22 protein-coding genes are annotated in these 24,495 nt (G+C 35.1%); 13 read left to right on the top strand and 9 right to left on the bottom strand.

Going from position 1 to position 24,495, the window contains the following annotated elements:
- From lon to PLA12_09760, 5 genes are all read left to right on the top strand, one after another.
- On the top strand, positions 1-1,471 hold a 1,471-nt coding region (gene lon, locus PLA12_09780), incomplete at its 5' end, for an endopeptidase La (GenBank protein HOQ32790.1).
- A 117-nt stretch (positions 1,472-1,588) separates the two neighbouring features.
- The gene (leuS, locus tag PLA12_09775; protein HOQ32789.1) at positions 1,589-4,117 is read left to right on the top strand and encodes a leucine--tRNA ligase; all 2,529 of its coding nucleotides are present in this window, start codon (positions 1,589-1,591) and stop codon (positions 4,115-4,117) included.
- Between the two features lie 19 nt (positions 4,118-4,136).
- Positions 4,137-6,023 carry a glycosyl hydrolase family 28-related protein gene (locus PLA12_09770; GenBank protein HOQ32788.1) on the top strand — a complete coding sequence of 629 codons (1,887 nt, stop codon included), beginning with the start codon at positions 4,137-4,139 and terminating at the stop codon, positions 6,021-6,023.
- A gap of 21 nt (positions 6,024-6,044) precedes the next feature.
- The gene (locus PLA12_09765) at positions 6,045-7,517 is read left to right on the top strand and encodes an MBOAT family O-acyltransferase (GenBank protein ID HOQ32787.1); all 1,473 of its coding nucleotides are present in this window, start codon (positions 6,045-6,047) and stop codon (positions 7,515-7,517) included.
- 9 nt (positions 7,518-7,526) lie between these two features.
- On the top strand, positions 7,527-8,606 hold the full coding sequence (locus PLA12_09760) for a hypothetical protein (GenBank protein HOQ32786.1): 1,080 nt from the start codon (positions 7,527-7,529) through the stop codon (positions 8,604-8,606).
- Between the two features lie 45 nt (positions 8,607-8,651).
- On the opposite strand, the gene PLA12_09755 is transcribed toward PLA12_09760, so the two are convergent.
- The 9 genes from PLA12_09755 to PLA12_09715 form a co-directional block, all read right to left on the bottom strand.
- Positions 8,652-9,455: an inositol monophosphatase gene (locus tag PLA12_09755; protein HOQ32785.1), complete on the bottom strand. Its 804-nt coding sequence runs from the start codon at positions 9,453-9,455 to the stop codon at positions 8,652-8,654.
- A 128-nt stretch (positions 9,456-9,583) separates the two neighbouring features.
- Positions 9,584-10,045, bottom strand: a complete 462-nt coding sequence (locus tag PLA12_09750; protein HOQ32784.1) for a hypothetical protein — start codon at positions 10,043-10,045, stop codon at positions 9,584-9,586.
- Between the two features lie 151 nt (positions 10,046-10,196).
- On the bottom strand, positions 10,197-11,633 hold the full coding sequence (locus PLA12_09745) for an MFS domain-containing histidine kinase (GenBank protein ID HOQ32783.1): 1,437 nt from the start codon (positions 11,631-11,633) through the stop codon (positions 10,197-10,199).
- An 87-nt stretch (positions 11,634-11,720) separates the two neighbouring features.
- Positions 11,721-12,098: a response regulator gene (locus PLA12_09740; protein HOQ32782.1), complete on the bottom strand. Its 378-nt coding sequence runs from the start codon at positions 12,096-12,098 to the stop codon at positions 11,721-11,723.
- The gene (locus PLA12_09735) at positions 12,067-12,561 is read right to left on the bottom strand and encodes a hydrogenase maturation protease (protein HOQ32781.1); all 495 of its coding nucleotides are present in this window, start codon (positions 12,559-12,561) and stop codon (positions 12,067-12,069) included. The genes PLA12_09740 and PLA12_09735 overlap by 32 nt, the downstream gene beginning before the upstream one ends.
- Positions 12,542-13,987 carry a Ni/Fe hydrogenase subunit alpha gene (locus tag PLA12_09730; GenBank protein ID HOQ32780.1) on the bottom strand — a complete coding sequence of 482 codons (1,446 nt, stop codon included), beginning with the start codon at positions 13,985-13,987 and terminating at the stop codon, positions 12,542-12,544. Before PLA12_09730 ends, PLA12_09735 begins: the two co-directional genes overlap by 20 nt.
- A gap of 18 nt (positions 13,988-14,005) precedes the next feature.
- A complete protein-coding gene (locus PLA12_09725; GenBank protein ID HOQ32779.1) occupies positions 14,006-14,554 on the bottom strand; it encodes an NADP oxidoreductase in 549 nt (182 codons plus the stop codon).
- A gap of 19 nt (positions 14,555-14,573) precedes the next feature.
- Positions 14,574-15,290: a 2Fe-2S iron-sulfur cluster-binding protein gene (locus PLA12_09720; GenBank protein ID HOQ32778.1), complete on the bottom strand. Its 717-nt coding sequence runs from the start codon at positions 15,288-15,290 to the stop codon at positions 14,574-14,576.
- Positions 15,290-17,062 carry an NAD(P)H-dependent oxidoreductase subunit E gene (locus tag PLA12_09715; protein ID HOQ32777.1) on the bottom strand — a complete coding sequence of 591 codons (1,773 nt, stop codon included), beginning with the start codon at positions 17,060-17,062 and terminating at the stop codon, positions 15,290-15,292. Before PLA12_09715 ends, PLA12_09720 begins: the two co-directional genes overlap by 1 nt.
- Before the next feature lie 379 nt (positions 17,063-17,441).
- Here PLA12_09715 and PLA12_09710 point away from each other — a divergent pair, with 379 nt between their 5' ends.
- The 8 genes from PLA12_09710 to PLA12_09675 all read left to right on the top strand — a co-directional run.
- Positions 17,442-17,780, top strand: a complete 339-nt coding sequence (locus tag PLA12_09710; GenBank protein ID HOQ32776.1) for a YbaB/EbfC family nucleoid-associated protein — start codon at positions 17,442-17,444, stop codon at positions 17,778-17,780.
- On the top strand, positions 17,780-18,736 hold the full coding sequence (gene fmt / locus PLA12_09705) for a methionyl-tRNA formyltransferase (protein ID HOQ32775.1): 957 nt from the start codon (positions 17,780-17,782) through the stop codon (positions 18,734-18,736). The genes PLA12_09710 and fmt overlap by 1 nt, the downstream gene beginning before the upstream one ends.
- Positions 18,729-20,060 (top strand): 16S rRNA (cytosine(967)-C(5))-methyltransferase RsmB, encoded by a 1,332-nt coding sequence (rsmB, locus tag PLA12_09700; protein HOQ32774.1) that lies wholly within the window; start codon positions 18,729-18,731, stop codon positions 20,058-20,060. Before fmt ends, rsmB begins: the two co-directional genes overlap by 8 nt.
- Positions 19,976-21,100 carry a PASTA domain-containing protein gene (locus tag PLA12_09695; GenBank protein HOQ32773.1) on the top strand — a complete coding sequence of 375 codons (1,125 nt, stop codon included), beginning with the start codon at positions 19,976-19,978 and terminating at the stop codon, positions 21,098-21,100. The genes rsmB and PLA12_09695 overlap by 85 nt, the downstream gene beginning before the upstream one ends.
- Before the next feature lie 49 nt (positions 21,101-21,149).
- Positions 21,150-21,815 carry a ribulose-phosphate 3-epimerase gene (rpe, locus tag PLA12_09690; GenBank protein HOQ32772.1) on the top strand — a complete coding sequence of 222 codons (666 nt, stop codon included), beginning with the start codon at positions 21,150-21,152 and terminating at the stop codon, positions 21,813-21,815.
- Positions 21,816-21,890: 75 nt separating this feature from the next.
- A complete protein-coding gene (locus tag PLA12_09685; GenBank protein HOQ32771.1) occupies positions 21,891-23,051 on the top strand; it encodes a hypothetical protein in 1,161 nt (386 codons plus the stop codon).
- Between the two features lie 84 nt (positions 23,052-23,135).
- Entirely contained in the window at positions 23,136-24,242 is a 1,107-nt protein-coding gene (locus PLA12_09680) for a formylglycine-generating enzyme family protein (protein ID HOQ32770.1), read from the top strand.
- Positions 24,224-24,495, top strand: a 272-nt coding sequence (locus PLA12_09675) for a hypothetical protein (GenBank protein HOQ32769.1), incomplete at its 3' end; no start/stop codon positions are given. The genes PLA12_09680 and PLA12_09675, both read left to right, overlap by 19 nt.

The following is a 24,495-nucleotide window of genomic DNA, read 5'->3' as shown; positions in this document are numbered from 1 at the left end:
TATGGAATATATAGAATGGCTATGCAGTCTCCCTTGGAATAAAAGGACAAAAGATAGAATGGATTTGAACCGAGCAAAAAAAATTTTAGACCGAGACCATTACGGATTGGACAAAGTCAAAGAACGGATATTGGATTTTCTCGCCATTCGTATACTTAGTAATAACCTTACTAAAGGTCCTGTGTTATGTCTTGTAGGTCCTCCAGGCGTTGGGAAAACATCTTTAGGGAAATCTATCGCTTCTGCATTAAACCGCAAATTTATTCGTATGTCATTGGGAGGCATCCGTGATGAAGCTGAAATTCGCGGTCATATTCGAACTTATGTAGCATCAATGCCCGGAAAAATTATCCAGAATATTAGAACAGTCAAAGTAAAAAACCCGGTTTTTGTTCTTGATGAAATAGACAAAATTGGAACGGATTTCCGTGGAGATCCATCATCTGCTTTATTAGAAGTTTTGGACCCTGAACAAAACAAATATTTCACAGACCACTATTTAAATACAGAATTTGATTTATCTGAAGTCTTCTTTATAGCCACAGCCAACGATGAATATAATATCCCCCATCCCCTATTTGACCGTATGGAAATTATTCGTATACCTGGTTACACTCTAATGGAAAAGTATGAAATTGCCCGAAAACATCTAATACCGAGACAAATAAAATTAAGCGGGCTAAAAAAGAATCCTATTTCATTCAAACCGGAATCTATCAAATACCTAATTACAAAGTATACTGAAGAAGCAGGTGTTCGCGAATTGGAGAGACAAATTTCAGGAATTATTAGAAAAGTTGCTCGATGGATAGTAACGAAAGAGAAAGACTATCCTATTGTCATAACAAAAAATGAAGTGGAAAATATTTTAGGTCCACCCATTTATTCGCGTGTTCAGATGACAAAAAATCTTTCTCCGGGAATGGCTGTAGGTATGGCATGGACACCCTACGGAGGTACTATTCAAATAATTGAAACAAGTATTATGGAAGGAAAAGGAAACCTCCTTTGCACGGGTCAATTAGGTTCTGTTATGACGGAGTCCGCTCAGGCAGCATTGACTTTTATTCGTGCAAATTCATCAAAATTAAATATACCCGCAAATTTTTATAAAGATATGGATATACATATTCATGCACCGGAGGCTTCCATACCTAAAGATGGACCTTCTGCTGGAATTACAATTGCTGTTTCTTTACTATCTGCATTATTAAAATGTCCTATACCAGAAGGATTTGCAATGACAGGTGAAATTACTCTAACAGGCAGGATACTACCTGTAGGGGGTATTCGTGAAAAACTTCTTTCGGCTTATATGGCTGGAATAAGACATATCATTCTTCCCCAAGAGAATGAAAAAGATTTAAAAGAAATTTCACAAGAAATAAAGGAACAATTACATTTTCATTTTGTTGAAAATATAATACAGGTTTTCGATATTGTTTTTCCCATGCAGAAAGATAATAAATAGGAAAATCCCTACTATTGTTTAATTACTCCTTTTTATGGATATAAAGTAAAAAATTGTTATAATTTATTACTCTTTCATTTTTCCGAACCTAACAAATCTTAAGGAGGTCTTTTTTATATGTCAAATGGAATGTATAATCATAGTGAAATTGAAAAGAAATGGCAAAAATATTGGTTAGATAATAAAACATTTAAATCTGTTATTGACCATTCAAAACCTAAATATTATGTTTTAGATATGTTCCCTTATCCGAGTGGTGATGGTCTACATGTTGGTCATCCCGAAGGATATACAGCCACAGATATAATAGCACGATATAAAAGGATGAAAGGATTTAATGTATTACATCCTATGGGCTGGGATGCTTTTGGATTGCCTGCGGAAAGACATGCCGTTCGCACAGGTGAACATCCCGCAGTTGTAACGAAAAAGAACTGTGATACTTTTCGTAGACAAATTCAATCACTCGGACTTTCCTACGATTGGGACCGTGAAATCAACACTACCGACCCTTCTTATTACAAATGGACACAATGGATATTTACCGTCTTATTTGAACGGGGACTTGCTTACGAAACCGAAGCCCCTGTTAACTGGTGTCCTGCATTGGGAACTGTATTAGCCAACGAAGAAGTTAAAGATGGTAAATATGTTGAAACAGGAGACCCCGTAGAAAAAAGAATGATGCGGCAATGGATGTTAAGAATTACCGCTTATGCCGAAAGGTTATTAGAAGACTTGAATGAGTTAGATTGGCCACCGGGAATAATAGCCATGCAGAGGGAATGGATTGGAAAAAGTGAGGGAGCAGATGTAGATTTCGGTATAGATGGGACATCCATGAAATTTACAGTTTTTACAACACGCCCCGATACTCTTTTTGGTGCTACTTATTGCGTCCTGGCTCCCGAACATCCTTTCGTATTACAAATAACCAAGCCTGAATACATGGATAATGTACAACAGTATATTGAACAAACTACAAGAAAAAGTGCTCAGGAACGCATGAAAGATGAAAAGGAAAAAACGGGAGTTTTTACAGGAGCTTACGCTATTAATCCCGTAAACAATGCAAAAATTCCTATCTGGATTGCTGATTATGTTTTAGCCGAATATGGTTATGGTGCCATTATGGCTGTTCCCGCTCATGATACCCGTGACTATGAATTTGCCAAGAAATATGACCTTCCTATTATTGAGGTAGTTTCTGGTGGAGATATTACCCAAGAAGCGTACACCGGCGATGGAATATTAGTTAATTCGCCAATAATTAATGGGCTTACTGTACCTGAAGCAAAAAAGAAAATTACAAAATGGTTAGAGGAAAAAGGTTTAGGTAAAGCCACAGTAAATTATAAACTTCGTGATTGGCTTTTCTCCAGACAAAGATATTGGGGGGAACCTTTCCCCATTATTCGTTTATCCGATGGGACAATCAAAGTAGTTCCATTAAAAGATTTGCCTGTCCTTTTACCTGATTTGGACAATTATAAACCAACTGAAACGGGAGAACCTCCCCTTGCCCGTGCTAAGGAATGGGTACAAACTGTAGACACGGAAACAGGACAACCAGCAACAAGAGAAACAAATACTATGCCTCAATGGGCAGGTTCCTGCTGGTATTTTCTGAGATTTGTTGACCCTCAAAATGATAAAGAAGCCTGGTCTAAAGAAGCAGAACAATATTGGATGCCTGTTGACCTTTATATCGGTGGAGCAGAACATGCCGTTTTACATCTTCTATACTCAAGGTTTTGGCATAAAGTCTTATATGATGCAGGCTATGTTTCTACTAAAGAACCATTCAAAAAACTGTTCAATCAAGGAATGATTCTCGCTTATTCTTATCAGGATAAAAATGGGAAATATTACTATCCTTATCAGGTTGAACAAAAAGATGGACAATGGTTTGTTAAAGGAACAGATATTCCTGTTGAAACAAAAATCGAAAAGATGAGCAAGTCTCGTTACAATGTGGTCAATCCCGATGAAGTTATTGAAAAATATGGGGCGGATGCCATGCGTATGTATGAAATGTTTATGGGCCCGCTGGATAGAGATAAACCATGGACAGATGAGGGTATTCAAGGTGTTTACAGATTTCTACGAAGAATATGGTCTCTTTTTATTGATGAAAATGGAGCCATTTCATCCCGATTTGTAAATTCAGGTGGAGATTCCACTTTAGAAAAAGAACTACATAAAACAATTAAATCGGTCTCTGAAGATATTGAAAATTTACAGTTTAATACGGCTATCGCTAAAATGATGGAATTTGTTAATTCCGCAAATAAAACAGACAAGATAGATAAACATATTGGTGAAAAATTTATACTCATTTTATCTCCATTTGCTCCTCATATTGCTGAAGAGATATGGCAAAGGTTAGGACATAATCAAACATTAGCATACGAACCCTGGCCTGAATATAATAAAGATCTTATCAAAGAAGACACAATTGAAATACCTATTCAGGTAAATGGAAAATTAAGAGGGAAAATTACTATATCTGTGAATTCAAGTGATAAGGAAATTCTGGAACAAGCCCGTAAAGAAGAAAAAATACTTCCTCACCTTTCAGGTAAACAAATTATTAAAGAAATATATGTTCCTGGAAAATTAATAAACTTTGTCGTTAAAGGATAGTTTTAAGGAAAATATTAGCGTGTCATTTCCTTTTAGAAAACAACCGTCTATTGTTATAACTACTTTCCTTGTTTTTTTTCTGTCTGCTTTTCTTTTTTTTGGAGAAAAGATACCCTGTTCAGATATATATAATGTAAAAGAACTGGGAGCCAAAGGTGATGGCAACACAGATGATACAGAAATTATTCAAAAAGCATTAAATATCGCCGGTGAAAAACAAGGAGGAATAGTATTCCTTCCTATAGGTTCTTACCTTATAAAAGGAAATTTAATTGTTCCTGAAAATGTAACGCTTGAGGGAATATGGCGTGCTCCTTTTCGGGGAGAACCGACTAAAGCAGGAAGTGTTTTACTTGCAGTTTCTGGTAAAGGGGAAGAAGATGGAACTCCCTTTATTCGGGTTAATACAAGTTCAACATTGAAAGGATTTGCTGTTTTTTATCCTGAACAAACAAAAACAGACCCACCTATCCCCTATCCATGGACAATTCAATCTAACGGTCCTGCTGATGATGTTTCTCTTATAGATTTAACGCTTATTAATCCCTATAAAGCCATAGATTTTGGAACATTCCCCACAGGCAGACACAAAATAAAAAATATACATGCATATCCATTATATCGTGGTCTTTATATCAACCAGTGTTATGATGTCGGTAGAATTGAAGATATTCACTTTTGGCCCTTCTGGGATTTAAATCCCAATAGTCCCCTCTGGAAATTTACGCAAAGGGAAGGAATTGCTTTTATCATAGGAAAGACTGATGGTGAAATGGGTTATAACCTTTTTAGTATCTTTTATTCCATTGGCATGCAATTTATTGCAGGTCCTATATATGATGAAAATAAAAATGTGACCAAAAATTTACCTGGTAGTGGAACATACACCCATTGCTATATGGATGTTACTCCCTGTGCTGTAAAAGTGGATAGTGCAATGGAAAATGCAGGTATTACTTTTTTAAATTCATCTTTTATGGCAAAGGTTATATTAAGTCCAACCAATCGAGGTCCTGTAAAATTTGTTGGATGCGGTTTCTGGGGAACGAAGAATTCCGATTATCAAGTTTTTACGGAAGGACAGGGAAGTTTTACCCTTAATGCCTGTCATTTCAGTGGTTGGGACCGTGTTTCAAAAGGTTTTCCATGTATTAATGCCAATAATAGGTATTTAATCATATCAAATTGTGAGTTTATAGGGTCATCCATAGAAAAACCTATTATTTATTTAGGACCTCGTGTTCGTTCTGGAATTATAACTTCCAATATAAGTCATGGTAATTTTGAAATTGCAAACAATGCTTTGAAATCTGCTCAAATTGTTATTAAAGATAACTTAAAAACTCCTACAACGAACTTTGTTTCAGATTGGATATTGTTAGGACCTTTTCCAGACACATTAAAAGATACAGAATTTTCTCATGAAAGTTTGCGAAAAGACTTTTTAATAGATTTAGGAGGAGAAGACAAGATAGAAAAATTATCAGATAAAGATATAAACGAACTTAAAAAGATATATAACAATATAAAAATCGTTCCCTATAACTCTATAAAAACGAAATTAACAAAGGTTAAACTTCACGAAATATTTGGAATGGAACCCGGCATTGTTTATGCATTCACTTATATTTATTCAAAGGAAAAACAAAATGCCCTGTTTGAATTAGGTATGAATGATGGTGGAAAAGTTTTCCTAAATGGAAAAGAAGTATATTCAAGATTTTCTAAAGATGGGGCAACCTGTGAACCGGGCACAGATGCTTTTACATCAGAATTGAAGAAAGGATATAATACCCTCCTCCTTAAGATTGTGAATTTAGGAGGAAATTGGGAATTTATGTTAGAAATATATCCCGATGTAGAAGAAGATATATCTATCACAACACAAATAAAAACAAATAAATAAAAACATAAAAATACTAAAACTATGTTGTTTAATTCTGTTCATTTTGCTATATTTTTTCCTATTGTAGTTACTTTATATTTTTTAATACCTCATAAATATCGTTGGGTATTACTACTTATTGCCAGTTATTACTTCTATATGGCATGGATACCTATTTATGTTTTGCTTTTACTTGCTTCAACGATTGTTGATTATATTAGCGGGGTATTGTTGGAAAAAACAGAGGTTGAATATAAACGAAAATTAATTTTATGTTGTAGTCTTTTGATAAATTTAGGGATACTTTTTACCTTTAAATATTACAATTTTTTTATGGATAGTGTTGAAAAACTATCTATTTATCTAAATATACCTATAAACATTCGTTACTCTTCCCTGCTATTACCTATTGGTATCTCATTTTATACATTCCAAACATTAGCATATACAATTGATGTTTATCGTCGAAAAATAAAACCGGAAAGGCATTTTGGAATTTTTGCTCTTTATGTTACCTTTTTTCCACAGTTAGTGGCTGGTCCTATTGAAAGAGCGGACACATTAATCCCACAACTTAAGCAATTTCATAATTTTGATATAAAACGGGTTAGTGATGGACTGAAATTAATGGCGTGGGGACTTTTCAAAAAAGTTGTTGTTGCAGACCGATTAGGTATGATGTCTGCTTATGTCTTTGCTAATCCACAATCTCATGAAGGTATGGGGCTTCTTTTTGCAATGGTTTTTTCCAGTTGGCAGATATACTGTGATTTTTCAGGCTATTCTGACATCGCCGTAGGTTCTGCAAAAGTATTAGGAATTAACTTAATACAAAATTTCGAGCGACCTTATTTTTCCCGTTCCTTTCCTGAATTATGGAGAAGGTGGCATATTTCACTGATGAATTGGTTCCGAGATTATGTCTTTTATCCTTTGGGAGGCAGTCGTTATGGTGTCTTGAATACATGTAGAAACTTAATTATTGTTTTTACTTTAAGTGGTGTATGGCATGGGGCAAATTGGACCTATATATTCTGGGGTTTTTTAATGGGATTATGCCTTGTTATATCCCTCTTGACCCGTGATATACGAAAAATTATTGTTGAAAAAATCGGTTTGACCCATTTTCCGAAAGTTCATCAGGGTATACAAATGTTAATAACTTACTCTATTTTCTTATTTTTTGGGGTTCCGTTCCGTGCTGAAAAGATAGGCGATGTGTTTTACATCTGGTCGAATCTTCTAACAGGTTGGTCGAATCCTACTCGTGGATTGGATTTTGATGATTTTGTCGTTAGTTTAGGTATGCCGACAGAGCAAGAGTTTCATGTAGCAATAATTTCTTTATTATTTTTGATAACTGTGGAGGCGTTTCAATCATACGGTATTTCCTTACGAGAAAAACTTGAACAACGAAATATAGCAATAAGATGGGCTTGCTACTATATTTTTCTTTTCTTAATTGCATTTTATGGTGTCTGGAATAGTTCACCTTTTATTTATTTTCAATTTTAAGGGATATTTATGAATAGATTTAAATATAAAGAATTGCTACCTATTATCCTTTTAATTCCTTTCTTTTTATTCTTTATCTCCGTGAATGTTTTAATTGACCCATCGGGTCTTCTAAGAAAAAGCCAGGAAAAGCAAATTGCTCAATGGCTTAATGAAGGTTATGGTGTAATAAATGCCATTAATGTAGACTACCGAAAAATCGTTAAAGAACGAATTTCATCATTAGAAGCAAAGCCGGATATTATAGTAATGGGTTCAAGCCGTGCAATGATTATTGACTCATCTTTTTTCCCAAATCGGCATCTTTTGAACTGTAGTCTTCCTTCCGCAAATTTAGAGGATATTATCGCAAATTATCAGGTATTCTACGAAGCCAATAAACTTCCCAAAAAACTTATTCTATGCCCTGACCTGCATTATTTTAATGCTTATGCGAAAAGCAACTTTCATCTTTTTCAAGAATTCGATAATGCCATGAAACGCATGGAGATAGTTCAACATACTACATTAAAAGATTTTATTATAAAATGGATAGACCCCCGATATTTCCAGATACTTTCCCCGGGATATTTTCAAGAATCTATACGTTTTTTTCCCGCATGGGTAGTAGGCAAGATTCCCCGTCCCAAACCCATAGAACATTATGAAACAGAAGAAAAAGTTATTCGACCTGATGGCAGTATTATTTACGAATCCTCCCGACGGGAAAAAACACAACAAGAAATTGAATTAAAAGCGGAACGGTATGCATTCAAACATCCCGAAGGATTAATTAATTACAGAGAATTAGACCCGATTCGAAAACAAATTTTTGAAGAGTTTCTGAAAATTGTAAAGAAAGACGGCGTTGAAATTGAAGTAATTCTTATTCCTATTCATCCGCGTTCGTATGAAATTCTTTCTAAAAATAAAATCTATAAAATTATCATCGATGTAGAAAAATACATGGAGGGGGTATTTAATTCTCTTGATATACCTGTTTATGGTAGTTTTGATGCAATGAAATGTGGTTGTAATTCCACGGAATTTTATGACGCTGTTCACGCAAAACCCGAAGCAATTAAAAGAATACTATTTACACACAAATAAATTTTTCTTTCTTTTTTATATTTGCAGATTTGTGGCTAAACGAATTTATTTTAAAGTTTCATTTAAAATTTTTAGCAATTCCTCATGAATATAACCGTTTGTTGCAATAATCCCATTATTTTTTGAGAACAAATGAACAGGTGTTCCATCTATTTGGGTTATCTTCCCTTTTGCTTCTTCTAAAATCAATTTGCCGGCTAAAAAATCCCACGGTTGCAATGAAGCATGGATATAAGCATCTGCAACACCCATAGCAACCTGTATCAATGCCAATATTGCAGAGCCAATACAACGAACTTGCCCAAAATAGAGAATTGGATTTATGAAAAAAGGAAGTCTTTCTTTTCTTGATGATTTTCTACCAACATCCAATTGAACGCAAGATTCATTTAAATTTTTCTTAATAGACACTTCTATTCTTTGCCCATTACACCAAGCACCTTTCCCCTTTTCCGCGATGAAAACATCTCCCGTAATAGGCACCAAAACACCGGAACTAACCAATTCTCCATTATTTGCGAAAGCAATGGCTACTACGAATGCGGGGAAATAACTTCTTACAAAATTGGCCGTCCCATCAATAGGGTCGATAATCCATACGCGTCCCTTATAATCTTCTTCATATTGGGAAAAGCCTGCTTCTTCGCCAATAATAAGGTCTTCAGGGAAGAAACTTTTTATCTTCTTTATAAAAGAACTTTGAACAAAAAGGTCTACTTCTGTCAAAAAGTCTGTCGCATCTTTTTTTGTAGAGATAGTTAATTCCTCTTTTCTTTTATAACTATCAACGATATATGGTAATATTTCGACAAAAAACTCTTTTATAACTTCTATTTCTGTTTTCTTCATATTCCAACTTTCTTGCCTAATTATGCATTAAATCCGAAAGTAAATAGGAACTACTTACAAATCAACCATTATCTATATAGAAAAAGAGATTGATTTTTTTTACTTACTTGTTTATATAAAAAAGCATTTTAATCAGGTATATATCCTTCGGGTGTTTTTGTAAGTATTGCCCAGGAGGCTTTATCTACCCATTCATATAATTTTTCTATTGTTAAACTTAATGTATACCATACTGGAACGAATTCCAATGTTATTTGCCCATGTAGGTTATAACGAAATTGGGAATAATCCCATATATTTAAACCAAAGATTTTATGAAACAAAATACCTGAAATATATTCCACAATAAAAATACCTAACATATAAATAAATGCTCTAACAGGAAAAGGGATACCCTTTGCTTTCATGGGATTTCTTAACCATGGTGTTATAATACCTATCAAGCCGTAATCGAATATCATCCATAGGGAAGTATGTCCCCTCAAATTCACATTATCATGAAAATCAACAGTACTTGACATAAACACTTCTAATACTAATCCAAATAAAGCAAAAATAATAAAGCGTACAAGAGGTCTATAGTAATTCATAATAATACCTTATTATTAGATATTCATTTACAAGGTGATTAAAGGATAAACAAAGAAAGTTCGGACAGAACTTTTTAAAACATCTATATATATTAAAATTGGTCTTTTTAGATTGTTCGGTTTTGTAGACTACATTCATTAAGGGAATGTTTCATTTTTTTCGTATTATAGGTAAATCGAAACCAAAAATACTTCCTTTGCCAGGCTGGCTTTTAACGAAAACCTTTCCCCCATGACTTTCTATTACCTGTCGCACAATATACAAACCCAAACCCGAACCTGTTGCATCAACCCCTTCTACTTTTTGTTGTTTTAAGCGAACAAATTCCTTAAATAGTTTTGGGATATCTTCTTGTGATATTCCAATGCCATTATCCTCAACTTCAATTCGAACATACGATGAATGCATATATGCACGAACAATTATTTTGCCATTCTGGGGTGTATATTTAATAGCATTCGTTAGAAAATTCAGAATAGCCTCTTGAATTAATCGCTGAATACCTGAAACAAATATCTTTTTTTCAGGTAGTTCTACTTTTATCTCATGATTTTTGCTTGCTATTAAATCTTGATTTTCCTTAATAACCTTTTCAATAAGACTATTTAACTCGAACTCTTTTGCCTCTCTTAATAAATCTGCATTTTCCATTACAGAAAGATTTTCTAAATCGTGTAGGAAAGATACCAATTCGTCAATTCTCGTTAATGAGCGTTGAACCCAACCTTTCTGTGTTTCGTTTAATTCACCTCCATATCCATAAAGCAAATTTTGCAAGTGCATGGCTATTGCGGAAATAGGGGCTCTTAAATTATGCAAAGCTATTTGTAAAAATCCTTTTCTCTGGTCACACAATCTTTCTAAATCTTTGTTTATTCTTACAATTTGCCTTTGTCCTTCCCTCAGGAAATACATTAAATGAGTTGTGAGTGATGCTGTTAAGAAAAATAACAACCCTTGAACAACAGCAACTGTTATAATGTATGTCCCTGTAGGTGGATTATTTGATGGAACTGCTCCCATTGGATACATTTGTGGAAGCCATTGTAGCCAGATAAGAATTGCCAATGTCAAAAAGAGTAAATAACCATAAATCGTATAGGCAAATGCAATTAAAGGACTAAATAAAACACTTGCAATAATCACATGAAATATAAAGAATGTTTGAAAAGGAGAATAAACACCTCCCACTAACCATATCGCAATGGTAAGGAATAAAAAATCGGTAGCAATAGACAGATGTAAAATAAAAACAAGTAAGAAACGGTAAGTAGATGATTTATTTTTTTTTCTTCTTGACGGAAAAGCAATTATAAAATTTATGGTATTTGCCACAAATAAAATAATTGCTAACAAAATTAAGGCATAATGATTTAATTGGTCAATTCCTAATATATACTTTGCGAAAAAAGAACCTATAACAATCAGAACAGCAACAAAAAACCGTATAATTGTAAAATCATATAATTGGTCTTCTAAACGAAGGCTATGTAAAAAAATAGGAAAAGAGCCTTCTTCATCTCGAAGGAAAAAACGAATTAATTTAGATAATAGTGACTGGGAATATTTACCTGAAGTACTTGACATTTTTTCATTAAGAACATTTATTTATCTATTGTATAAAAAAAACGGAGCAAAGCTCCGTTTTTTTTATTATTAAACAGACTTTCTTTTTTATGCTACACCCAATTTTGCTTTCAGGGTAGAAATTAAGACCTTCGGGTCAACGGGTTTCTGGAAAATTCCAGCCAATCCCAGTTCGCGAGCGTCAATGTTATAACGAACCGCATCACCTGCGGAACTTAACATATACATAGGTCCGGGATATTTATCTTCTTTTAGTTTTATAGCAACCTGACTACCGGAATCTACATTTTCCATCATTAAATCTATAATGACTGCGTCAGGTTTTATTCTCTGGACTGCCTTTAAGCCTTCTTCTCCGTTAGCAGCCTCGCCAACGACAAATCCTGCGGATTCTAACATAACCCTTAATGCAGAACGAATATCAGGGTCATCATCAATAATAAGTATAACTTTCTTTGGTTCCATTTTCCCTTCTCCTTTGTTGGTTTAATATTTTACAAAGATATTGCCATGCTAATTCAAAATTACTTTTTGCTTTTTCTGTAATCCCTTCGCCTATTGTAAAATCATAACCTCGGATACCTAATATCCAGGATTCTGGTGCAGAACCAAAATATTCATCACAAATAGCCACAATTGATTCTGCATTGACAGAATGTGTTGAAAAGGTTATGTTTTTTGAAGGGAATACTTTTTTTATAAAAAAAGGTTCATCGCCTTCTTTTGATGCATCTACAAATATTACTTTATCATAGTTGACCAGTTCAGCACCTAATTCAATATTTAATTGGTAATCGGCATCTGTATAGATATGGTCCCAGTTCATCTGTTGAATACGCTGGACCAATAAGGGTCCTAACGCATCATCATGACGCCCTGGATTTCCATAACCGAAGATAAGTATTTTTTCATCCTCTAATAAGTTCATTAATGACCTTACCTTCATGGTTCAATATTTGGACTTGCAAGGGCATCTGACCCAAGGCATGAGTTGCACAACTCAGACAGGGGTCATAAGCACGAATACCTACTTCAATCGTATTCAATAATCCTTCCGTTATCTCCGATTTTCCTTGCAAATAATCTTTTGCCAGAACATTTACCACCTGATTCATAGGTTCATTATTATTAGTTGTAGATACAATTAGATTTGCAAGGACAATTTGGTCATTGTCGTTAATTTCATAATGATGGAATAAAGTACCACGAGGGGCTTCTATCCATGCCACACCTCGTTTTTGTTTTGTGCCTTGGGTTATTAGATTTGTACCCTGCAAATCAGGATCGTTCAATAAGTCTTTAATCTTTTCTGCCGAATGGAGCATCTCTATTAATCTTGCCCAGTGGTAAGCCATAGACGCATTTATAGGTTTACCACCCGTTAATGACATTAACTCCTGTCTCTCTTTTTCTGCTAATGGAGTATCAATAAAATCACAGTTATTAATTCTTGCCAAGGGACCTACCCGATACCATCCTTTTTCCTTTCCTAAAGAACGGATAAACGGGAATTTCATATAACTCCATGGACGAACTTCTTCCGCTATGTAATCAAGGTAATCTTCGGGTTTAACCATATCAAAGATAATCTTTCCATCGGCGGTTTTAGCCCTTAATAAACCATCATATAAGTCAAGACAGCCATCTTTCCGAACGATACTTAAATGGTTTGAATCAAAATAACCGAATTTAAGGAAAAAGTCTAACTTCTCTTTAACTATTTTTTTACATAATTCGACTGATTCCACAGACCATTTTAGAATAGTATCTATATCCTTCAAAAATACATCTCTTTCTTCGATAGAAAGGTTTTTATTAATTCCACCGGGAATAGCACCTGTGCCATGGACTTTCTTCCCTGCAGTCGCTTTAATAACTTCCTGTCCATATTTTCTTAGTAAAACAGCCTTTTTCGCTGTTTCTGGGTCTGCTTTTATCACTCCAATAACATTTCTTTGTTCAACTGGTGCGTCAAAACCGAATAACAAATCGGGAGAACAAAGGTGGAAAAAATGTAAGGCATGAGACTGTAAGGTTTGTCCATAATGCATAAGCCTTCTCATTTTCTCTGCCGTAGGAGTTAATGTCTTTGCTCCGACAATAACATCCGTTGCTTTTGCAGCACAGAGATGATGACTTACAGGACAAATCCCGCAAAGTCGTTGGACAATGGTAGGGGCTTCCCAATAAAACCTTCCTTGAACAAATCGTTCAAAACCACGAAATTCTATAATGTGGAAACGGGTTTGTTGCACATTCCCTTTTTCATCTAAAAGGATAGTAACTTTCCCATGTCCTTCAACCCGTGTAACGGGGTTTATTACGATTTTTCTTCCTGTTGTTTTAGTACTCATAGATACTGCCTCCTGAAATTAATCATATTTTATTAGTTCATAATCAAGATTTAATGGTTCACCTTTTAACAAGGCAACCAGTGCATTCCAAATTGTATCTGCGGAAGGTGGACAACCGGGTAGAAAATAATCAATTTTAACTACTTCATGACAGGGATATACTTTGTCTAACATTACCGGAATATCCGGGTCATTGGGTATAATTCCCGTGTTTTCACTTTTCACGGTCGGACCATTTAAATATGCTTCTTCAAGGCATTCTTTTAATGGAACCAAGTTCCTCATCGAAGGAACTCCACCCGTCAAAGCACATGCGCCAATAGCAACGAGAATCTTACAATGTTTTCTAAACTCCATTAATATCTCGGCATTTTCATCATTACTTATGCCACCTTCCACTATCCCAATATCTACAGGTTTTGTAAAATTTTTTATATCATTTATAGGTGATTTGTTAAATTCCACCAATTCTACAAGGTCTAAAATGCGTTCATCAATGTCTAAAATAGACATATGACATCCAAAACACCCTGTAAAATGACCAGTAGCAACAACAGGTTTACTCATAACTCCATTCCTTTCCTGTTTATGATTTCACGGTTTTTGTTTCAATATCTGAACCAATAGGTTTCTTGTCATAAGGTCTCTTTCCAACAGGTGTCAAATAGCCCTGCCGTTTTACTACAAGACATCCCGTAGGACAAACAGACATTGCTTTGTCATCTTTGGTTAAGTCCGTATCTTTTAATCCATCATTAGAATTAACTGAAATTCGCATGTTAATGCCGCGATTTTCAAAGCCAAATACATTTTTCTTGTCCAGATGTATAGATGCTCTTACACATCGACCACATAAAACACAGCGGTTCCTATCTAAATAAACATCCGGATGTGTAGCATCCAACTCTTTTTGGGCATATAAATAAGGCATTTGTGGTGTCAATAACCCAAGACGATATGCCAGAGCCTGTAATTCACATTTTCCTGCTACCTCACAAGAGGGACAGAAATGATTTCCTTCTACAAACAACATTTCAATAATGTTTCTACGAAAACTATTTAATTCTTCTGTGTTATTTTCTACCACAATCCCTTCAGCAACAGGATATGTACATGAATTAACAGGTCTTCCATTCACTTTAACTGTGCAAACCCTACAATGACCACCCGGTGGAAGGTCCTTTAGATAGCACAGTCTCGGAATATAAATTCCAGCATCATCAGCGGCTTGGATTATTGTTTTATCGGGAGCAGATTTTACTTCAACTCCATCAATTGTAAAAGTAACTACATTTGTACTCATTATTTTACTCCTTCCATTGTTCTTCCACTTGCTTCTATTCCAACTTTCATGGCTTTTTGCAAATCAAAGGTTAGTAATTTTCCATCTTCTTCTTTGATTCTTTCTGCATATAAATCTGCAAAGTCATAAATGGTTGTTAATATTGGATTTGCAGATGTTTGTCCCAGCCCGCAACGGCTCATAGCCTTAATGGTTTGTGCTATTCTTCGTAATTCAGCAAGACTTTGGGCTGTACCTTTACCATCAAGTATCTGTCTAAATTTCTTTTCCAGTAAGGTTGTTCCTGCCCTGCAAGGAACACACCAACCACAAGATTCCTCGATAAAAAACTCTATAAACTGATGCATACATTCCAATAAATCTCTATTTTTACCAAAAATCATAATGGAACCACCCGTAGGAAGGTCTTCGAATGAAATCCGTCTGCCAAAATCTTTTGGTGCAACGCATTTTCCTGAAGCACCTCCTACCTGAACGGCTTGTGTATCTTTTGCTCCAACCAGTTCCAAAAGATTTTCTATGGTGATTCCATATTCAACCTCATATACTCCCGGATGCTCACAATCACCGGAAACACTCAGCATTTTTGTCCCTGTAGAATCCTTCGTTCCAATCTTTGCAAACCATTCACCACCTTTTTCTAAGATACGGGCTGCACAGCATAAGGTTTCTACATTATTTACAGATGTTGGTTCATTTTTATATCCTTTCTGGACAGGGAACGGTGGTCTATCGCGTGGAGCACCTCTTTTCCCTTCAGCAGATTCTATAAGTGCGGATTCTTCACCACATACATAAGCACCCGCACCCAACTGAATTCGGATATCAAAACTAAATTCTTCTCTACCACAAATATGCTCACCTAATAAACCTAAATGTCTTCTCTTTGCCAAAACCTTTTCAAGATTATCTAACAAGTAGGCATATTCTCCACGAAGATACATAATACCCTCTTTGGCTCCAATGGCATAACCTGCAATCGTCATACCTTCAAAAACCAAATCCGGGTATTCTGTTAATATAACCCGGTCCTTAAATGTTCCGGGTTCCCCTTCATCCGCATTACAAATAAGGTAACGAATGGGTGATTTTTGTTTTCTGCAAAAATCCCATTTCATTGCCGTTGGGAATCCTGCGCCTCCCCTTCCACGAAGTCTTGATTTATTTATCTCTGCAATGACTTCTTCAGGTTTCATATTTAATGCATTTCGGATTGCCTGTCCACTTTCTAATGGGGCACAAATAACTTCCCCTTCTTTTTTCAAATTTAATAATACACGGGCTTGCGGCAAATCCGAGACATCTTTACCAGCCTTAATATCCCTTATAATCTGAGGGACATCAGCAGGTTTAAGATTTGTTAATGGAACATTATTTATTAATGCTCCTGGTGCCTGGTCACTAAGACCAATACATGCGGTATGAAGCAAAGTAAAGAGGTTATCCTTTGTTGTTTCTCCAAAAGAGATACCCAATTCTTTTTCAAATGCTTTCCCTACCTCATCGGCACCTTTCATTCTTTCAATAACTGCGTTAGAAAGTCTTATTACATTCTTTCCAAGAGGCTTTCTTGGTAAAAATGAATAGAAACTAACCATATCCCGAACTTGTACCATAGGAATGTTCAGGACTTCTGCGACATGAGCGACCATTTCATCTGAAATATAGCCGAACTCTTTAACGATATCCTGGGCTATATTCATCAGATAACCACGGTCCTTGCCATATTTGTTGGCAATGTTTTTGATTTGTTCTCGGTAATGGTGGGTCATAACTTCATTACTCCTACAAAATTTTGACTTACTTATTAACTTACCGTTAGGTAAACAACTATATAACTATATCATATTTATCATTATATTTCAATGTTTATCAATCATTTTTCAATTATTTTGCAAATATTGCGAAACGATGTTTTCACATGCATAAATTGAGGTTTTTTTGATGGTTCATTTATTTTTTGTTCAAATAATTGGTATTACTAACAATAATATTAGTAATACCGTTGAACTCTTTTTAACCCTTCAACTACATTCAAGCCCTATTTATAAAAAATATTATTTTGAAATTCCTTCATTTAAAACTTTGATTTTTTTGTACTTTTTCTTGTAAAATTATGACCTAATTAAAAAGAGGAGAATTAGAAAAAGAATGTTTAATTTTAAAGACATTTCACAGTTAGGTGGTCTCTTAAAAGAGGCTATGCAAGTAAGACAAAAAATTGAGACATTAAAAGAAGAATTAGCCAAAGAAATTGTTGAAGGAGAATCAGGTGGAGGAATGGTAAAGATTCGAATGAATGGAAAATTTGAGGTCCTGAATATAACTATTTCAGATGAGGTATTTTCGGAAGGTATGGCTGACAAATCGTTATTAGAAGCACTCATTTTATCCGCTTTTAATGTTACCTCAGAAAAAGTTCGTTTACTTGCAAAAGAGAAGATGAAAGAAATAGCAGGTAGTCTTGAAATACCAGGATTGATGGATTAGTGAAGATACTTTTTTTTGGAACACCCGAAATTGCAATTCCATCACTACAGAAAGTCCATAAACATTTTTCTGTTGTGGGGGTTGTCTGTCAACCCGATAAACCCAGTGGCAGACATCTTCGTATAACACCTCCCCCTATTAAAATAGAGGCTGAAAAATTAGGTATTCCTGTTTTTCAACCTGAAAAAGTGAATGACCCTGTATATTTGCAAAAATTTAAAGAATTACAGCCTGATTTAGGTGTTGTTGTGGCTTATGGTAGATTTCTGAAGGAAGAATTGTTATCACTTCCGAAATTAGGATATATTATTAATTTACATCCCAGTCTTCTCCCCCGATGGAGAGGACCTTCACCCATACAAACGGCTATCTTGGAAGGGGATACGAAAACAGGCGTAACGATTATGAAGATTTCAATGGAAATGGATGCTGGGGATATTTTATTACAAGAGAGTACTTCCATTGATATTAATGAAACAGCAGAAGAACTTGCTCATAGATTATCCATAATGGGGGCTGATTTGTTAATACAATCCATCCATTTAATTGCTGAAAACAAGGCAATATTTACTCCACAAGACCATTCAAAAGCGACATATTGTCATCTTATTGAGAAAAAACAGGGTATTATACATTGGGATTTACCTGCGTTAACAATACATAACTGTGTTCGCGGGTGTCTTCCCTGGCCTGTGGCTTTTACAAAATTTAAAGATGAAATTATACGAATACATAAAACCGAATTATTAACAGAAAGTCATAATTATAATGATGTAAAGCCTGGCACTGTGGTAGATATAGAAAAAGATAAATGTATAGTAAAAACAGGAAAAGGACTAATAGGTGTTTGTATGCTTCAGGCTCCAAATAGAAAACCCTTAACTTTTCGTGAATATATAAATGGCAAACCTATATGTATAGGTGATGTTTTTGAGGAAGTTTCAGAAAATGGCTAATGTAGATATTGTTCGCGCAGCGGTAATAAATACTTTATTGCGATGGGAAAATGGAAAATTACCTATTGATGAATGTATTTCAAGGACACTCCGTCGTAAAGCATATAGCACCCGCGGTCGTCGTTTTTTCGCATATCTTGTATATGGAACGATTCGTAATCTGGATTTACTTGACTATATTATCTCCCAATATTTTAATAATTCTCTTGATGAACTTCCGCGACCTATACTTTATATTTTGAGAATTGCGGTTTTCCAGATTTATTTCTGTGATATTGTTACAACACCAGCGGCTGTTCACACATCAGTAGACCTTGCACGTGTTTTTGGACATGCAGGTTTAGCACGTTTGGTAAATGCAGTGCTTCGAAAACTTCCCGAAAATTTTGATGATATTCCTATTCCATCAAAAGAAAAAGACCTTTTTAGTTATTTGTCTATTCGTTATTCTATTCCAAAATGGATTTTACAAGAGTTTGCCCAAAGATTTGGAGAGGACCAACTCGAAGATTTTGCTTTATCTGTTTCTGAAATTCCTTTTCTTTCTATACGAACCAATACCATGTTAACCAATCGCGAAGAATTAGAGAAAAGATTAAAAAAGATTGGTATTGAAGCCCAACATCTGACACCCATTCCTGAAGAATTATCCTTAAACTCCACCTATCTCCTAACCGATTGTCCTCTGATGAGGCAGGGTTTATACACCATACAAGACCCTGCATCAATGCTTAGTGTTCATGCGTTAAACCCTCAAGCCAATGATATAATTTTAGACTTATGTTCAGCCCCGGGAACAAAGACAACCCATATTGCTGAATTTACCCGAAATCAATCGAAAATATTTTCTGTTGAAATTCACCCGGGAAGAATACAGCGAATTTATGAAAATATCCATCGTTTGAAATGTGAGAATATATTTCCTGTTTGTTCAAGCGGTACTTATCTTCCCTTCCCGGATGAAACTTTTGATAGAATTTTATTAGACGCCCCTTGTTCAGGACTGGGAACTTTACGAAGGAACCCGGACATTAAATATAACATTAGACAGGAATCTTTACAAAGATTATCCAAATTACAAAAGGCTATTCTGACGGAAGCATGTAGAGTATGTAAAAGAGGTGGCGTTATAGTATATTCTGTATGTACTTTTACAAAAGATGAGACCCTAAATGTTGTTAACGAATTTGTTGAAGAGCAAAAACTAATTTTAAAAAATGCACCGGAGTTACTTGACCCGTGGAAAATTCAGACAGGACAGTATCAGACAATTCCAAAAAATCTCTGGGACGGCTTCTTCTTGACGGTATTTCAAAAACCATAGTTAACACAGTTTTATTTTTTTTCAATCTTTTCCTGTGGTTAATTCAATGGTCTTTGGCATTGCTTGTTTTTATTGCTGTTATGGCAGGTTCGGGATATTACATTTATACTCAAGCCCTGAGTGGTGGGAAATATATTATCGTTCCAAAAATTACTGATATGCCCGTAATGGAAGCATCAAAAAAACTCTTTGAAGTAGGATTAGAATTAGGTCCTTACATACCTGTCACACATGATACAATACCTAAATATTATGTAATTAGCCAAAAACCGGAAGCTGGAAAAGTAGTTCGATTGGGTAGAAAAGTATTCCCTGTAGTTAGTGCCGGTCCACCCAATGAAAAAGTCCCAGATTTAAGAGGTAAAACACTCGAAGAAGCACAAAAAATGATTGAATTCAATAGCCGATTTAAATTAGGAAATATTGCACGAATTAATCGTGATGAGCCCGCAGAAACAGTTATTTCCCAGGATCCACCTCCTGACACAGATGCAACTCAAGGGACATTTATAAATTTACTTATAAGTGCAGGAACACAAACAGAAACAATTATAATGCCTAATATTGTAGGAAAAAACATTCAGGAAGTAGAAGAATTATTAAAACCGTATGACATTAAATTGGTTCCTAACATTGTGGATTCGCCTAACTCACCAGAAAATATAGTCATAGAACAAGACCCACCTGCAGATACACCTATTGTTCGTGGACAAATGGTTGTTTATACTATTAAATCTACTGGAACTGCCCCTTTACCTGATGCTCGTTATCAAACTGAAGTTACCTATACCATGAATGATGATTGGGCGGCAAAAGAAGTTCGTGTTGAACTTGTTGACCGACATGGAAACCGTGAAATTTTATGGCATAAGCCAAGGTTATATGATACACTTTCACAAATTCGATATGTTCGAGGAACCCCGTTAAATATAAAGGTCACTTATATAAGTAAAGCAGTGGTGGAAATATTTGTTGATGAAGTTAAAGTAGCATCTTTCGAATTAGAAGGTGGAAATCCTCCAAAATTATTACAGCCATAAATAAAACATCCTAATTAACTATTTTCATAATAATCAGGAGTTATATAAGATGAACAGTAGAGATAAACATATAAAGATTTCTCCTTCTATCTTATCTTGTGATTTTAGTAAGATGGGTGAGGAAATCACACAGTTAATTGAGGCGGGAGCCGACTATATTCATTTTGATGTAATGGATGGACATTTTGTTCCTAATATTACCATTGGACCTCCCATAATTGCTGCATTACGAAGATACTGCTCCGTACCTATGGATGTTCATTTAATGATAGATAATCCAGAGGAATATGTAGATTCTTTCGCCGATGCAGGTGCCGATATAATAACCGTTCATATTGAATCGACCTTTCACCCACACCGTTTGATACAACATATCAAAGATATTGGCTGTAAGGCAGGGATAGTCTTAAATCCTTCTACACCTGAAAGTCGCATTGAATTTTTGGTTGAGGATGTAGATATGGTTTTAGTAATGACAGTGAATCCAGGGTTTGGGGGGCAAAAGTTTATTCCTGATATGCTCCGAAAAATTAAAGCCATCCGTGCAATGATAGGAGACCGCGATTTAGAAGTAGATGGAGGAATTGATGAAAATACAGCACCGAAGGTTATAAAAGCAGGTGCTAATATTCTGGTTGCTGGTTCTTATGTCTTTAATAATTCTTCTTATAAAGCATCTATAAAAAAATTAAAAGAAAGTATAAATTTTACTTGACTTTAAACATTTATTAGTGTATATTATATTTAGAGTTTTTAGTGATAAATTAAACTAAAAAGAAGGGTAAGTGTTATGAAAAGATTTTTCCTATTGGCTGTAACGGTAGTCATTACAAGTTTTCTGTTAGGTTGCCCTTATAATGGTGTAATCAAAGACGGAGTTGTGATTGTTGACCAGTTACCTGGTGTCACTGTTTCGACCGTCTCGCCAGACCAGGTTGTATTAAGTTCACAAGGGTCAGTTCCCGTAACAACAGGGGATATTATCATCGGTAAATATGGCGATTCAGGTTATCTTCGTAAGGTTACAGCAGTAGGACAGAAAGGAACAGAAGTTGTCGCAATAACTGAACCTGCGTCATTAGAAGATGCTATCCAAGAAGGTATGTTAATGACCAGTGTGAAATTTGATGTAAATGACTATATTAAAGCAGGTGCTTTACCGAAAGATGCAAAGGCAACTATTGTAGATTTTAGTGGTAAAGAAATTTATCGTGGGAATGGTATACGAATTACTGTAGATAAAGGGATATTAGATTGCACTCCGCAGGTTGCAATTGTAGCCGACTACAAAGATTTCCAATTGAAAAAATTTGATTTAACAACAACGGGAACCATTACACTCACTTTAGACCTTAAAGTTGCTTTGGATAATTCAACACCTATTTCTCAGGAGTGGGATATTATACCTCCGATAGTTCATCCCTTTGCTGCAAGTATCGGACCTGTTCCTATTTATGGTCGTGTAACATTACGCTTCCCATTTGGATTATATGGACAAATGACCGGTGACACAAGTGTGAAATCTGGTTTTGATATCAAAGATAACTTTACATTGAAGGCGGTATATGATACAGGTAGTTGGGATGGCTCAAAAGCAGATTTACTTAATTTTACATTTGACGGACATCCACTTACATGGAATATTGATATTGGAGGTACAGCACAAGCCTATATTAAGGCTATACTTGAGTTAACTCTTTATGAATCTGCAGAAGCGGAAATTTTTGCAAAACCTTATATTACATCGAACATTCATGTATTTCCATCTCCTGCAAGTATTGAGATTATCGGAGGCGTCGATGCAGGCGGTTATGCAGGTTTGAGTGTATTAGGACATAATATTATTGGTAAGAGTTTCTATTGGAATGGTCCAAGTAAATTATTGTATAGAGGTGTTCAGGATTATTCTGACCCGTTACCATGGACAAGTGGTTCTATAGATTTGTGGTAAACAAAAATTGAAACTGCATAAATGTGACTTGAACAATTGTTCAGGTCACATTTTTTTATTATTGAATAGATTGTTGTTCAATTTATGCTTCTTAAAAAAATCTTTTCTATATTTATTTTTTTAACATTGATTTTTTGCTTACATTTTTCAATCCAAGGGCAATATCATTCTTCTGACTATTTAGAGCCCCATTTTATTATTCAATTACCAGAATTACTTCGTTTAGTCCAAATATATAATTTTGGTTCCTATCATTGTGACAGTCTATCTGAAGACGGCTATGCCCTTGGAAATGGAGATAGAAACTGCAAACCTCATAGTTCAGATTATAATCCTCAGGATTGGGTTATCTCTTTCCAGGAAGTATTACGATTGGCTCAATTTTATAAATCCAGTTCGTATCATATTGACTTATCAGGGGAAGATGGTTTTCAGCCGGGCAAAGAAACAGAACCTGCACCGGGAACTGAAAAAACTTTTTTAGGAATTGCTTTTGTTTGGATTCCTTCGGGTTCATTTTATATGGGAACTACAAAAAATACAACTGAATTAGTTCAAATATATGGTGGAAGTCCCTCTTTATATAGTTCTGAATATCCACAACATTTGGTCACTATTTCTAATGGTTTTTGGATGAGCCAAACTGAAATTACGCAAAAGCAATGGACAGATATAATGGGATATAATCCATCAAATAATAAAGGTGATAATCTTCCTGTGGAAAATTTATCATGGAACGATTGTCAGAATTTTATTGAAAAACTTAACAAGTTGGGAAGTGGGACATTTCGTTTACCTACCGAAGCCGAATGGGAATATGCATGTCGTGCTGGTTCTACTACTGAATTTTGTTTTGGTGATGATGCTGCTCAATTAGATAATTATGGATGGCACTTTTATAATAGTAACTATCAAACTCAACCTGTAAAGCAAAAATTACCCAATGCATGGGGATTATATGATATGCATGGAAATGTATGGGAATGGTGTCAAGATTGGTATGATGATGAGTATTATCAATACTCTCCTACTTTTGACCCTACTGGACCCGCAACAGGTAAATATAAAGTTTTACGAGGTGGCACATGTTTACGGACATCTGCCCGTTGTAGGTCCGCTTTTCGTTCATGGAATGCTCCTGACTTAACAATGGCTGACCAAGGATTTAGAATATGCAGAATTTCCGATTAATATTTGTTTTCTTTTTAGGAATATTTTTTCTTCACATATCCTCTCTGGGGAATAATATAACTACCTCTCCCCTATACTTTGAACCTAACAATAATCGTTTTGTGCCTGATGTATATTATTTTTCTATTGGAAATACGGCTTCTGTTGCATGTTATAAAAATGCCCTTGTTTTTTATATTCATGATTCTCAAAAATATTATCGAATTGTATTTCCTGAATGTAATCCCCAAAATATTACAGGTAGTATTCCTCT

The organism is Candidatus Hydrogenedens sp. (assembly GCA_035378955.1).
In the GTDB taxonomy this organism is placed as follows: Bacteria; Hydrogenedentota; Hydrogenedentia; order Hydrogenedentales; family Hydrogenedentaceae; genus Hydrogenedens.
The sequence above is the reverse complement of the archived record's forward strand: the minus strand, read 5'-3'. Positions and strand labels throughout refer to the sequence as shown.

Bases quoted from the DNA above. Each gene is read 5' to 3' on its own strand.
- leuS (HOQ32789.1), top strand. From the start codon at position 1,589: ATGTCAAATGGAATGTATAATCATAGTGAAATTGAAAAGAAATGGCAA.
- PLA12_09765 (HOQ32787.1), top strand. From the start codon at position 6,045: ATGTTGTTTAATTCTGTTCATTTTGCTATATTTTTTCCTATTGTAGTT.
- PLA12_09760 (HOQ32786.1), top strand. From the start codon at position 7,527: ATGAATAGATTTAAATATAAAGAATTGCTACCTATTATCCTTTTAATT.
- PLA12_09755 (HOQ32785.1), bottom strand. From the start codon at position 9,455: ATGAAGAAAACAGAAATAGAAGTTATAAAAGAGTTTTTTGTCGAAATA.
- PLA12_09750 (HOQ32784.1), bottom strand. From the start codon at position 10,045: ATGAATTACTATAGACCTCTTGTACGCTTTATTATTTTTGCTTTATTT.
- PLA12_09745 (HOQ32783.1), bottom strand. From the start codon at position 11,633: ATGTCAAGTACTTCAGGTAAATATTCCCAGTCACTATTATCTAAATTA.
- PLA12_09740 (HOQ32782.1), bottom strand. From the start codon at position 12,098: ATGGAACCAAAGAAAGTTATACTTATTATTGATGATGACCCTGATATT.
- PLA12_09735 (HOQ32781.1), bottom strand. From the start codon at position 12,561: ATGAACTTATTAGAGGATGAAAAAATACTTATCTTCGGTTATGGAAAT.
- PLA12_09730 (HOQ32780.1), bottom strand. From the start codon at position 13,987: ATGAGTACTAAAACAACAGGAAGAAAAATCGTAATAAACCCCGTTACA.
- PLA12_09725 (HOQ32779.1), bottom strand. From the start codon at position 14,554: ATGAGTAAACCTGTTGTTGCTACTGGTCATTTTACAGGGTGTTTTGGA.
- PLA12_09720 (HOQ32778.1), bottom strand. From the start codon at position 15,290: ATGAGTACAAATGTAGTTACTTTTACAATTGATGGAGTTGAAGTAAAA.
- PLA12_09715 (HOQ32777.1), bottom strand. From the start codon at position 17,062: ATGACCCACCATTACCGAGAACAAATCAAAAACATTGCCAACAAATAT.
- PLA12_09710 (HOQ32776.1), top strand. From the start codon at position 17,442: ATGTTTAATTTTAAAGACATTTCACAGTTAGGTGGTCTCTTAAAAGAG.
- rsmB (HOQ32774.1), top strand. From the start codon at position 18,729: ATGGCTAATGTAGATATTGTTCGCGCAGCGGTAATAAATACTTTATTG.
- rpe (HOQ32772.1), top strand. From the start codon at position 21,150: ATGAACAGTAGAGATAAACATATAAAGATTTCTCCTTCTATCTTATCT.
- PLA12_09685 (HOQ32771.1), top strand. From the start codon at position 21,891: ATGAAAAGATTTTTCCTATTGGCTGTAACGGTAGTCATTACAAGTTTT.
- PLA12_09680 (HOQ32770.1), top strand. From the start codon at position 23,136: ATGCTTCTTAAAAAAATCTTTTCTATATTTATTTTTTTAACATTGATT.